This is a genomic window from Bacillus sp. SH5-2 (genome assembly GCF_008368905.1).
GTDB lineage: Bacteria > Bacillota > Bacilli > Bacillales > Bacillaceae_G > Bacillus_A > Bacillus_A luti.
The window spans coordinates 302,986-314,927 of sequence record NZ_QOSD01000020.1 but is presented as its reverse complement, the minus strand read 5'-3'; the positions used below and the strand labels follow the sequence as shown (position 1 = coordinate 314,927).

Below are 11,942 nucleotides of genomic sequence, written 5' to 3'. Positions count from 1 at the left end.
GCCTATTATAATTATAAACATTTTGCGTCAAATTCCTACTGAATGTCAATAATAGCGTTTTCGCCCTTCTTAACATTTCCATCTTTTTTCAATTCAACTTGTTGTCCTTGTTCTAAATTCGTAAAGACAATAGGTGTAATGATAGATGGTGCATTTTCTTTTATAAATGCAAGATCTACTTTTAATAATGGTTGTCCTTGTTTCACTTTATCACCTTGTGCTACAAGTGCTTCAAAACCTTCACCATTTAATTTTACAGTATCAATACCGAAGTGGATTAAAATTTCTTTTCCGCCTTCAGATTGAATACCAATCGCATGCTTTGTAGGGAATACGTTAACAATCTCACCGTTAACTGGAGAAACTACTGTTCCTTCAGTTGGTTCAATTGCGAATCCGTCTCCCATCATTTTCCCTGAGAATACTTGGTCAGGTACTTCTGTAATCGGTAAAATTTTCCCTTCAATTGGTGATACGATTGTTTCGTTTTCATCAACTTTTTGAGGAGCTTCTTCTACCTTTACTGGCTCTTCTTTTTCTACATGAGGTGTACGGCCTGACATAATATCATGAATTTGTGATTTTAATGTGTCAGATTTCGGTCCAAAGATTGCTTGAATGTTATTTCCAACTTCAAGTACACCAGCTGCACCAAGCTCTTTTAAACGATCTTTGTTTACATTTTTTTGTTCGTTAACTTGAACACGTAAACGAGTAATACAAGCATCTAATGATGCAATATTTTCTTTACCACCAAGTGCTACTAATACTTCACGAGGAAGTTCTCCTGCTTCTGCTTTTCCTGCGCCGTCATTCGCATTTGCTACTTCACGACCAGGTGTTTTTAAATCCCATTTACGGATCGCAAAGCGGAATCCGAAGTAGTAAATAACTGCTAGTACAAGACCAACAATAATTACCCACCACCATGCTGTACGGCCTGGTAATACACCGAATAGCATAAAGTCAATTAAACCACCAGAGAATGTCATACCAATTTTAACACCTAAAATTTGCATTGTCATAAATGATAGACCAGCAAATACAGCGTGAATTCCAAATAATACTGGCGCTACGAATAAGAATGAAAATTCAAGTGGTTCTGTAATACCTGTTAAGAAAGATGTTAATGCAGCAGATCCTAAAATACCAGCTGCTAATTTTTTATTTTCTGGACGTGCTTCATGGTACATCGCTAATGCTGCCGCTGGAAGACCGAACATCATGAACGGATACTTACCAGTTGTAAATGTACCTGCTGTTAATTCTACACCATCTTTTAACTGTGCCATAAAGATTTTTTGGTCACCACGGATTAATTCGCCAGCTGCATTTGTATACTGACCGAATTCGAACCAGAATGGTGAATAGAAAATGTGATGTAGTCCAAATGGAATTAATGAACGTTCAATTAAACCGAAAATAAATGCTGCTAACGTTCTATTTGCATCAATCATTTGATGTGAGAACGTATTTAAGCCACCTTGAATGTATGGCCAAACGAAACACATGATAATACCTACTACTAATGAGAATGTTGCAGTTGCGATCGGTACGAAACGCTTACCTGCAAAGAAACCTAAGTATGATGGTAATTCAATATTGAAGTATTTATTGTAACAATATGCCGCTACTATACCGACGATAATACCACCAAATACACCTGTTTGCAGTGTTGGAATTCCTAATACATTGGCATATGCAGGATCTGCAAATCCAATCTTCACTGGATCTGCTCCAGAACTTGTTACTTTCACTAGCTTATCTACTTCTAAGAACACACTCATCGTTTTGTTCATAATTAAGTAGCCGACGAACGCTGCTAAACCAGCTACTCCGTCTCCACCAGCTAAACCAATTGCTACCCCAACTGCGAATAATAATGCAAGGTTAGCGAAAATAATATCACCAGATTGTTCCATAATTTTGGCAACCATTACGAACCAATCTGCTTTTAAAGCAGGAATAACATTTGTTAACTGTGGATTTTGAAACGCATTACCAAATCCAAGTAAAATACCTGCTGCCGGTAAAATCGCTACTGGAAGCATAAGCGCTTTTCCGACTTTTTGAAGAACACCAAAGATCTTCTTAAACATGGAAACCCTTCCTCTCTTATCTATATTGATACTTTTCGACAAACGCCAAAAAGGCATGAGGAAAAAAAGATAGAACGATAGCTATACAAAGGGTAGTATATCCCTTTCTGTAGCTTACATTCCTTACTTTTCTCCACTCATGCCTGATCGAATCAGTAACACGTGTCAAAAATAGGTTTACGTATGAGTTCACTATAATTAAGGCAAACGTTTTCGTTATTCACCTTAATGTGTTTGTCGAAAATTGTATAACTTTGCAATAGTTATTATACATAACTATTGTAAGCGATTCAATGATTTTTTCTAACGTTTTCATTTTAGACAAGAATATATGTCTTTTTACACATGCTCCGCTTTCACTAATCGTTGCAAGTGCATCGTTAAGTATATACTCTCTGCTTCATATACAGGCAATTGCAATTCTTTTTGCATGACCTTAACTAGCTTCCAAGCTAAATTATAACAAACTGGATATTCTGCCTTTAATAAATCTGCAAAACTTTGTGACTCTTCTACTTTTTCCCCTTTTTTCACTCGTTCAATAGCATATTGCAAATGACGAATAAGGCGTAAATAATGAATACTTTCTTGATCTAATGTAATTTGTAAGTTTGTCTCAATTAAGGATACAAGCTGTGCAATGAGACGGGAGTTTTGATTAACTGAAGATAAATCTGAATTTGTAAGTGAACTGTAAATATGGAGTGCAATAAAACCAATTTCTCCTTCTGGCAATGTAATTTGCAAACGAGAATTTAAAAGTTCTACAACACCTTCAGCGATTTCATATTCCTCTGGATATAACATTTTCGTTTCAACTAAAAAAGGATTATCAATTGTAAGTCCTTGTTTTAATCGCTTAATTGCAAAAGAAATATGATCTGTTAAAGCGATATGAATATGTTCATTCAATGGTGATTTTGCTTTTTCTTGAATATAGAACATAATATCATTCATTAATTCAATTAATTTTTCACTCACATGCGGCACTAACAGTTTGTATTGTTCACGATCACGTTCATTTTTTAAAACAAACATTTTTTCGATTTGTTCTTGCTCCAATACATCTTTCGCCTTTTTCCCAAATCCAATTCCTTTACCAATCACTACTACTTCCTCGTGTTCAGGATGGCTAGCAATGATGACATTATTATTTAAAACTTTTTTAATTTCTAGATAATTACTCATATAACACCACCCTCGTACTTAAATAGCCTGCTTTTATGTTACAGAACATTCTTCTTTGTCGTCAATGTAAAACATCTACCATTTCATAAAAATTCATTTTTTAGACATGTTTATATATGATGCGTATAATGTAAGAGCAACTGTACATAGAAAGGAGATAACAATATGATTAAAATGTTTGTAAGTGATATCGATGGTACAATGATGCAACACGGAGGTCTCATTGATGAGCAAGATGTTGCGGCACTGCGCAGTCTTGCTGAGCAAAATGTTATTCTTTGCTTCGCCTCTGGACGACTTGATAATGAAATCGCAGACTTAATGAAAGCTGTAAATACAAATTTCCATCGTATTAGTGTTAATGGTGTTTTCGTATATACAGATGAAAATAAGCAACTCTTATCTGCAACTTTTGATTCCAGCATTCTTCCTGAATTGTTAGATATGACGAATGAAGAGCCTTATTTTCGTTATGTAAGTGATGAACATAATTACTATATTGAAGAAAAAACACCTTTTATTCACGAACTGGAACAACAAGTAACAATGACTTCTGTTGAAGAACCAAATTTATTACAGAAAATAGATGATACAATTTTTCCAAATAAAATTTCTGTCGGCGGAACAAAGGAGAGCTTACAACTCCTTCAGAAAAAAATTGATGAAAAGTTCCACGGAAAAGTTAGTACTTTCATTTCAGCAGAACAATGTTTAGATGTAATGCCACCTAATATTAGTAAAGGTTCTGCCATTTCTGTTTTATTAAATGAGTTTCAAATACAACCAGAGGAAGTTGCTTGCATAGGGGATTCTTACAATGATATTCCAATGTTTTCTTTAACTCCTCACAGTTTCGCTATGTCTCAAGCAGATGACGCTGTAAAAGAACACGCTCATTATGTAGTAAATACAGTTAAAGATGCTGTGAACCACGTAATCGCTCATAATAAAAATACGACTCACTCCTTGTAAGGATGAGTCGTATTTTTATTTCTTTACATGTTAAACAATTTAAACTTCACTGTACTTCACAAACTGAAATATATTATTTGTTACGTGCGATGTTTGTAATAAACTTATAACGATCCCCGCGATAAATACATTTCACATACTCTAACGGTACTTCACCTTCTGAATATGACCATTGACGCATTACAAGCACTGGCGCCTTTTTAGGAATATGCAGATGTTCAGCTTCATTATCCGTTGCAATTGAAGCTTCAATTGATTGAGTAGCGCTAACAAGTTTAAAGCCCAGTTTTTTCTCTAAATGTTCATATAAAGATTGTTGCAATATTTCTTCGTTAATATCTTTTACAAGAGCTGGCGACAAATATGTCGTCTCAAAAGCAATCGGTTCATCATCAGCTAAGCGGATACGCCTCACTTCATAAACCGACTCTCCCTCCTGTATTCTCAACCGGTCTGCTATTTTCGCAGTAGCTGGAACTAGGCGGAAACTAAGTAATTGACTACTTGGGTTCATCCCACGAGAAATCATATCTTCTGTGAATCCCGTCATTCCCTGCAACTTTTGTTCCACTTTCGGAAGTTGGACAAACGTACCGATTCCACGCTTCCGATATAAATAACCTTGTTCAACTAAATTATTAATCGCCTGTCTGATTGTCATACGACTCACTTCGAACTTATCGCAAAGTTCATTCTCAGATGGGATTTTATCTCCCGGCTTCCATTCGCCGTCCTCAATTAGCTGTTTCACCCACTCTTGAATCTGATAATAGATCGGAAATGGTGAATACTTGTCGATGTTCATCAGCAATCGCCTCACTGCATAAAGATAGAGCTTCTTGATCAGCGATTACGGTTACATTCGGATGACGTTGTAAAACTGTAGCAGGACACGCTTCACTATATTCACCTTGCAATAATTCTTTAACAGCTTCTGCCTTTTTAGAACCCATAGCAACAAGTAGAACTTGTTTCGCTTTCATAATGCTTCCAATTCCCATTGTAATTGCATGAGTTGGCACATCTTCTTCTTTTTCGAAGAAGCGAAGGTTTGCTTGGCGTGTAGATTCTGTTAATTCAACAATATTTGTTGGAGAATTAAACGGTGTTCCTGGCTCGTTAAATCCGATGTGACCGTTTTCACCGATTCCAAGAATCTGTAGGTCAACTGGGTTAGCAGCTAGAATGCCCTCGTAACGTTTGCACTCTTCCTCTAAATCACTTGCCATCCCGTTTGGTACATAAGTTTGTTTAAATGGAAGATGATCAAACAACTGTTCTTGCATGAAATAGTGATAGCTGTTTTTATCTTCATGTGGTAAATTTACGTACTCATCTAAGTTTACAGTGGTTACACGGCTTGTATCAAGTTTATTTTTTCGCATTTCTGCATAAATACCTAATGGAGAGCTTCCTGTAGCCATTCCTAATGTTGGATTTTCTTTTGTTTTTACAACTTCTTCAATTAATTTATAACCTGCTTCTGCTAGTTCTTCTGGAGTTTTTACAACAAGAATATTCATTTAATTACTTCCCTTCCTTCATATGAATTCCTAAACGAACCGTATCATATACATGTAAATCTTCATTCATCACAACAAAGTCTGCATCTTTTCCTACCGCTAATGCACCTTTATTATTTAATCCAAACTCTTCTGCTTGGTTAACTGATGTCATCAGTACTGCATCTTCGATTGAACAACCTGTAAATTCAATTACATTTCGGAAAGCTTGATCCATTTTTAGAATACTACCCGCTAACGTTCCATCTTCTAATCGAGCACTACCATCTTTTACATGTACTGGCTGTCCGCCAAGCTCATATAATCCATCTTCAAGACCTTTTGCACGCATTGCGTCAGTAATAACACTTACTTTTTTCGGTCCTTTTAATTTATATGCTAATTTCACCATATCAGGGTGAATGTGAATACCATCTGTAATTACTTCCACCATTACATCTGGATTTAATAACACATGACCAACAACTCCTGGTTCACGGTGATGTAATCCACGCATTTGATTGTATAAATGCGTTGCATGTGTAATGTTTCTATTTTTTAGTTGCGCATCAATTGCATCTGTATGCCCCATTGTGCCAACAACACCAGTTTCAGCAAGATACTGTTCAAACTCTAATGCGCCTTCTTCTTCTGGTGCATATGTTACTAATTTAATTAGATTCCCACTTGCTTCCTGCCATTGTTTAAATTGTTCAATATTCGCAGGAACAATATGTTCAAGTGGTTGTGCACCTGCACGTTTTTTTGAAACATATGGGCCTTCTAAGTGAATATATTCGAAATGTGCTCCTTTTTCTTTCGCTTCCTTCGCAGCACTTAGCGCCGCTTCGATCGCTTCTGGAGCTTGTGTCATTGTTGTTGGGAAGTAAGTTGTAACTCCTTCTTTTAACATTTCTTTACCTAGAGTTACTAACCCATCGCTATTTGCATCCATCGCATCAATATCGTATCCACCGTGAATATGAACATCAATCATACCTGGAATGACAATCTTCCCTGTAGCATCAAAAATAGTTTCATTTTCTTGTGGTACATACTGAGCCATCAAACCAATTTCTTTAATTGTTTCTGCGTAACGAATAAATCCGTTTTCCACTACTTCTTGACCTGTATAAATTTTGGCATTGATGACAACTTGCGTTTTCATTTTCATCGATCCTTTCCCATGAAATACCTACTTGTTATTATTACCTTATTCGCCTAATTCCATCTTAATATATGCACGAGTAGTTGTCTATACATTCTAAAGAAATTTCCTCTTTGTTTACCAAAAAAGGAAACTCATTTTGTGTCTCACAATTATAATATATGTTATTCATTTTTTCCAAAAAGGGGCAATATCCACCATTAATATTAATTACTTAAGTAAAGGCATTAATCCACTTGACCCTATTGTAATATGTTCACCGTCAGTTTCCATTTCTACTGTACGTTTATTTGTTCCATATATCATTATACCATGATGTCTTAATCGCCTTACTACACTTTGGTGTGGATGTCCATACGGATTCCTGCTCCCATATGAAAGAATAGCGAACTGCGGTTCTACTTTTTTTATAAACGTTTCACTTGTTGAAGTATATGAGCCATGATGTCCCACTTTTAACACATCCGCATGTACATCAAATTGCTTTAATATTTCATGTTCCGTCCGCACATCTGCATCACCCATTAATAAAAAATCTGCTTTTCCATATCGAACCTTTAACACGATGGAAGATTCATTATTTTCATCTTTTGATGTCCCATTGTTTAATACTTGTATAGAAACATGCGGATCTAGTGGTATGTATTGTCCTTCTTTCACTGATACAAATGGTATTCCTCTTTTTTTAATATGATTCCGATACGTATGATAAGTAATAGAGCTATATGTTTTCCCGCTATCTAGTATTAGTGCAACTGGCATTTGTTCTACAATCGGAATCAAACCACCTATATGGTCCATATCAGGATGCGTACTGACAATAACATCTAAATGATTAATCCCTTTCTCAATTAATTTTTGAATAATGACCTCTCCTGCTTCATAAGGTCCACCGTCTATTAACATCGTTTGTCCATTCGGCAAAGTGATAAGTGTTGCATCCCCTTGCCCAACTTTTAAAAAACTCACTTTCATTTTACCGAGATGCTGCCGCTGCATATGTAAAGGAGACGTAGCGTGAATAGACATCATATATCTTTTAGCCGATGCACTATTTAAAGAAAAGCATAACAACACTACAACTAATATTAAAATACTTCGCATACCTCTCATAACCCGTCTCCTTTTTTCACTTAGTATGGCACGGTATATAATTGATATACAAAAAAAGCTTAGCAAAATGCTAAGCTTTTATTTTGATATTTCTTGTAAAGAACCGAAGAATAAATCCGCTTCATTCATTTGCTCGTTTTCTTCAGATAGCGCCGGTAAATCATCTAATGTTTTCAATCCGAATGTGTCCAAAAATTCTTTCGTCGTTCCATATAAAATAGGACGTCCAGGCCCTTCTGCTCTTCCTGTTTCTTTTATAAGCAAGTGTGAAACTAACGTTTGTAACGCCTTATCAGTTTTTACCCCTCTAATCTCTTCCATTTCAGTCCTTGTAATCGGTTGGCGATATGCAACAATCGCTAATGTTTCAAGTGCAGCTTGAGAGAGTGAAGCAGCTGTTGGAATATCTATTAATTTTTGATAATACGAAGCATGTTCTTTCTTTGTTGCAAAACGATATACTTTTGCATACTGTACAATTTGCAAACCACGATGTGACTCTTCACAGTCCTTTTGCATTTCTTCTAAAGTATCAATTACTTCTTTCATTTCAATCTCAAGAACTTTCGCTATTTGTTCTGGATAAATCCCTTCATCACCTGAAACAAATAAAAGCCCTTCAATAATTGATTTCTGTTCTTTTCTATCCATTTTACAAACTCCTTTCTCCTGATTCCCATAAAAATACACATCAAAAAACCGAATCACAGTCAATGCGTTCGGTTCAATATTTCTTTTCTTGTTCCAAACGATACATTAAAGCGTAACATGAGATAAAATGTTTCCACCTCATTTTTCTATACCAACTCTATACGGATTTATTAGAGCTTGATACGAAAATTTCATCAAAATTATGTTCTTGCTCAATTATGATTTGTTGATTTTTCATAAGCTCAAGAACCGCTAAAAATGTTACAACCATTATTTCACGTTCATCATCAGCAAACAAATCATAAAAACTTTGACGACCACCTTGTATTTCTAACTGCTTTAAAATATCAGTCATTCGCTGTTCAATTGGTATTTCTTGACGAGTTATACGTGTCGTTACAGGTTTTTTCGCTTTTTTACGGCGCATTAGTTTTTGAAATGCCGCTAGCATATCATATAACGTAACATCAAGAGGCAAGCTTGTCTCCTCTTCTTGTTGCAACGATGTAAAATCAATTGGCGGACGTGTATATAGCTGTGCTCTTTCTTGTTCTCTTTCTTTTAACTCAGTAGCAACTTGCTTATATTTCTTATATTCAATTAACCTCTCCATCAATTCTTGACGAGGATCATCTATAAAGTCATCACCGTTATCAAGTACATCTTCTTCATGTTTCGGCAACAACATTTTACTTTTAATTTGTAATAACGTTGCAGCCATTACTAAATACTCACTTGCAACATCTAATTGTAGTTCCTTCATCGTATGAACATATGATAAATATTGCTCTGTAATTTCCGCTACAGGAATATTATATATATCAATTTCATAACGATGTATTAAATGTAACAATAAATCTAAAGGCCCTTCAAAAGCCTCTACTTTAAAATTATACTGCACAAAGCATCCCACCACATTTTTTCTATAACAACATAAGTATAGAGCATACTCATGTTCTATCCAACCTTTTTAAGAAATTTAATTAAAAATAGACCTATGCCTATGTCATCATGCCCATCGCTTCATATGATAACAGTGTAGTAAGAACAATGTAGGAGGTCAAAAAACTATGGGTCACGTTGATTGCGGTTTTAGCGGTGGGTTCGCATTACTTGTTGTATTGTTTATTTTACTAATTATTGTAGGGGCAGCTTGCTTCTGCTAATATGAACAATAACGGCTAGGGAAATCCCCTAGCCGTTTATTGTTCATATTTCTATGATACACTTGTATTTATAACCGTTAGACAGGGGCGAAAAAAATGTATCCTACTGAATACATACAATTTTTAATTCATTTTCACGGAGATTATGATTATTTTGAATGCCATGAAATATTGGAAGAGTATTGGAAAATAAAACCTAGAGGAAATCGTGATCATTACTTAGTTGGCCTTATTCAAATTGCAGTTTCCTTATACCATCAAAGACGCTCTAACTGGAATGGTTCCACAAAGATGATGAAAAGCGCAATCACAATTTTAGAAAAAAACAGTGCACATTTACAACGTTTAGGAATCAATCAGACACAACTTCTATCCTTACTCAATGAAAGAGTACAATCTATACAAAAAAAAGAAAGTTTTACACCGTTATTTTTACCATTATGGGACACATCATTAGAAAAGGAATGCGTGCAATTATGTCAGCAACAAAACCTTCCTTGGAAAGATGTGAACGCTACTCCTAGTGAATATATCATTCATAAGCATACATTGCGTGATCGAACAGAAGTAATCACTGAACGAAACGAACAATTACAAAAAAGAAAGCAGAGATAATAAAATACTTATCTCTGCTTTCACGAATGTATATTTTGTTCAAGCCCTTTACATTTTTCGCAAAAACTTGCTGTTTGCTCATTTCCGCAAATTGTAAACTCAAGAAATTTACTCTTTAACTCTTGAACCATCTTCGTCCCAATCCCCATATGACGGTGAGACGGGTTCACACTCAAATGCTGAATTTCTAGTACTTGATTCTTTTCTTTTTTTACAATCCCCATTATCCCAACAAAATCTTCATTTTGTTTCCACAAATACAGTTGCCAATCATCCTTTGCTTCATACTCTTTCATAGTCAATTGTAATGTTTTTACATCTTTTTCAGTTGGCATAAATGAAAGAAGCCCCATTGCAATCTTTTCATAACTTTTTTTAAAACGAATTAACATAACCCTTATCCCTTCTTACAAAAGTTACAAACTATTAATCCCCTCAACCACTCTTTTCATATCACATTCATTTTACAATATTTTCAACAGAGTGAGAAGTGCTAAAAACAACTTGATAATCATACAAAGTGAAAAGAAGAAAGTCAAATATATGTTTCAGTACTGTTTCTTTCTAAATAAATAAAAAAAAGAGACAATTTCTATGAAAGTTAAGAGAAACATCCACTACTCATTACCGCCTCATTACTATTCACCTTATAGCAGAGTAATTCTAGCAAAATTTATATAACAAAAAATATTTATTGGAACCATATAATCTAAAGTATTCTATGTAATTTGTTAAAAGTTTGTTCTCATAAGTAATATATTTTAACAACAATAACAGTACTACTTGACTTGTATCATGTAACGCAATGGAAATACCCATTCCTATTTTAAAAATAAAAAAGAGAGCAAAAGCTCTCTTTTTCCATAACTTATTCTTCCCAAACTTTAACTTCTTTCATTACATCGCCTTGACGCATGTTTAATACTGTTTCAATACCGCTTGTCGCTTTACCGAATACAGTATGTACACCGTCTAAATGTGGTTGTGGCTCATGAACGATAAAGAACTGGCTACCACCTGTGTTACGGCCAGCATGAGCCATAGAAAGTGATCCTACAAGGTGTCTATGCGGGTTTGCATCAGTTTCACATGGAATAGAGTAACCTGGGCCACCTGCACCTGTGCCTGTTGGGTCTCCACCTTGGCTTACGAAACCAGGAATAACACGGTGGAATGTCACACCGTCATAAAATCCTTGCTCTGCTAATTTTTTAAAGTTTTCTACTGTTTTTGGCGCTTCCTCCGGGAAGAATTCTAAATCGATTTTTTCACCATTTTCCATTAATATGTATCCTAAAGTTTTCATACGTATATGTCTCCTTTCAACTATCTCAGCATTATATTACCACATTCATGACTAGAAACAAAAAGAATCCGACAATCTACACCGTTCTTTTTTGAAATGTGGCAAAAGCTAGGTGACAAATAAGAAATATATACTATAATAACTGTGTTGCCCGAAAATTTC

At 35.2% G+C, this 11,942-nt stretch carries 13 protein-coding genes; 3 read left to right on the top strand and 10 right to left on the bottom strand.

The genetic code is table 11. From position 1 onward, the window contains the following. Positions 1–35 precede the first annotated feature (35 nt). The gene (gene ptsG, locus DN410_RS16825; RefSeq protein ID WP_149177336.1) at positions 36–2,099 is read right to left on the bottom strand and encodes a PTS glucose transporter subunit IIABC; all 2,064 of its coding nucleotides are present in this window, start codon (positions 2,097–2,099) and stop codon (positions 36–38) included. A 339-nt stretch (positions 2,100–2,438) separates the two neighbouring features. After that, positions 2,439–3,287 (bottom strand): glucose PTS transporter transcription antiterminator GlcT, encoded by an 849-nt coding sequence (gene glcT, locus DN410_RS16820; RefSeq protein WP_149177335.1) that lies wholly within the window; start codon positions 3,285–3,287, stop codon positions 2,439–2,441. A 165-nt stretch (positions 3,288–3,452) separates the two neighbouring features. Here glcT and DN410_RS16815 point away from each other — a divergent pair, with 165 nt between their 5' ends. Beyond that, a complete protein-coding gene (locus DN410_RS16815; RefSeq protein ID WP_149177334.1) occupies positions 3,453–4,259 on the top strand; it encodes an HAD family hydrolase in 807 nt (268 codons plus the stop codon). Positions 4,260–4,332: 73 nt separating this feature from the next. Here DN410_RS16815 and phnF read toward each other — a convergent pair whose 3' ends face one another. The 6 genes from phnF to scpA all read right to left on the bottom strand — a co-directional run bounded on the left by phnF (position 4,333) and on the right by scpA (position 9,594). Next, a complete protein-coding gene (phnF, locus tag DN410_RS16810; RefSeq protein WP_002194085.1) occupies positions 4,333–5,064 on the bottom strand; it encodes a phosphonate metabolism transcriptional regulator PhnF in 732 nt (243 codons plus the stop codon). Then, positions 4,994–5,782 (bottom strand): glucosamine-6-phosphate deaminase, encoded by a 789-nt coding sequence (gene nagB, locus DN410_RS16805; protein ID WP_149177333.1) that lies wholly within the window; start codon positions 5,780–5,782, stop codon positions 4,994–4,996. Before nagB ends, phnF begins: the two co-directional genes overlap by 71 nt. 4 nt (positions 5,783–5,786) lie before the next feature. After that, positions 5,787–6,929, bottom strand: coding sequence for an N-acetylglucosamine-6-phosphate deacetylase (gene nagA, locus DN410_RS16800; RefSeq protein WP_149177592.1), 1,143 nt, complete (start codon positions 6,927–6,929; stop codon positions 5,787–5,789). A 210-nt stretch (positions 6,930–7,139) separates the two neighbouring features. Further along, positions 7,140–8,042: a ComEC/Rec2 family competence protein gene (locus tag DN410_RS16795; RefSeq protein ID WP_149177332.1), complete on the bottom strand. Its 903-nt coding sequence runs from the start codon at positions 8,040–8,042 to the stop codon at positions 7,140–7,142. Positions 8,043–8,120: 78 nt separating this feature from the next. Then, on the bottom strand, positions 8,121–8,693 hold the full coding sequence (gene scpB / locus DN410_RS16790; protein WP_149177331.1) for a segregation/condensation protein ScpB: 573 nt from the start codon (positions 8,691–8,693) through the stop codon (positions 8,121–8,123). A gap of 157 nt (positions 8,694–8,850) precedes the next feature. Continuing rightward, positions 8,851–9,594, bottom strand: a complete 744-nt coding sequence (gene scpA / locus DN410_RS16780; protein ID WP_149177330.1) for a segregation/condensation protein A — start codon at positions 9,592–9,594, stop codon at positions 8,851–8,853. A gap of 169 nt (positions 9,595–9,763) precedes the next feature. Here scpA and DN410_RS16775 point away from each other — a divergent pair, with 169 nt between their 5' ends. Next, entirely contained in the window at positions 9,764–9,859 is a 96-nt protein-coding gene (locus tag DN410_RS16775; protein WP_000510194.1) for a YjcZ family sporulation protein, read from the top strand. Positions 9,860–9,955: 96 nt separating this feature from the next. Continuing rightward, on the top strand, positions 9,956–10,474 hold the full coding sequence (locus DN410_RS16770; protein ID WP_149177329.1) for a DUF309 domain-containing protein: 519 nt from the start codon (positions 9,956–9,958) through the stop codon (positions 10,472–10,474). A 20-nt stretch (positions 10,475–10,494) separates the two neighbouring features. Here the strand turns inward: DN410_RS16770 and ribT are convergent, their stop codons facing one another. Together ribT and DN410_RS16760 are read right to left on the bottom strand one after the other, a co-directional pair. Then, on the bottom strand, positions 10,495–10,866 hold the full coding sequence (gene ribT / locus DN410_RS16765; protein ID WP_149177328.1) for a GNAT family N-acetyltransferase RibT: 372 nt from the start codon (positions 10,864–10,866) through the stop codon (positions 10,495–10,497). A 476-nt stretch (positions 10,867–11,342) separates the two neighbouring features. Further along, the gene (locus tag DN410_RS16760; RefSeq protein ID WP_088230290.1) at positions 11,343–11,780 is read right to left on the bottom strand and encodes a peptidylprolyl isomerase; all 438 of its coding nucleotides are present in this window, start codon (positions 11,778–11,780) and stop codon (positions 11,343–11,345) included. Positions 11,781–11,942: the final 162 nt, after the last annotated feature.

Bases quoted from the DNA above. Each gene is read 5' to 3' on its own strand.
- ptsG (WP_149177336.1), bottom strand. From the start codon at position 2,099: ATGTTTAAGAAGATCTTTGGTGTTCTTCAAAAAGTCGGAAAAGCGCTT.
- glcT (WP_149177335.1), bottom strand. From the start codon at position 3,287: ATGAGTAATTATCTAGAAATTAAAAAAGTTTTAAATAATAATGTCATC.
- DN410_RS16815 (WP_149177334.1), top strand. From the start codon at position 3,453: ATGATTAAAATGTTTGTAAGTGATATCGATGGTACAATGATGCAACAC.
- phnF (WP_002194085.1), bottom strand. From the start codon at position 5,064: ATGAACATCGACAAGTATTCACCATTTCCGATCTATTATCAGATTCAA.
- nagB (WP_149177333.1), bottom strand. From the start codon at position 5,782: ATGAATATTCTTGTTGTAAAAACTCCAGAAGAACTAGCAGAAGCAGGT.
- nagA (WP_149177592.1), bottom strand. From the start codon at position 6,929: ATGAAAACGCAAGTTGTCATCAATGCCAAAATTTATACAGGTCAAGAA.
- DN410_RS16795 (WP_149177332.1), bottom strand. From the start codon at position 8,042: ATGAGAGGTATGCGAAGTATTTTAATATTAGTTGTAGTGTTGTTATGC.
- scpB (WP_149177331.1), bottom strand. From the start codon at position 8,693: ATGGATAGAAAAGAACAGAAATCAATTATTGAAGGGCTTTTATTTGTT.
- DN410_RS16775 (WP_000510194.1), top strand. From the start codon at position 9,764: ATGGGTCACGTTGATTGCGGTTTTAGCGGTGGGTTCGCATTACTTGTT.
- DN410_RS16770 (WP_149177329.1), top strand. From the start codon at position 9,956: ATGTATCCTACTGAATACATACAATTTTTAATTCATTTTCACGGAGAT.
- ribT (WP_149177328.1), bottom strand. From the start codon at position 10,866: ATGTTAATTCGTTTTAAAAAAAGTTATGAAAAGATTGCAATGGGGCTT.
- DN410_RS16760 (WP_088230290.1), bottom strand. From the start codon at position 11,780: ATGAAAACTTTAGGATACATATTAATGGAAAATGGTGAAAAAATCGAT.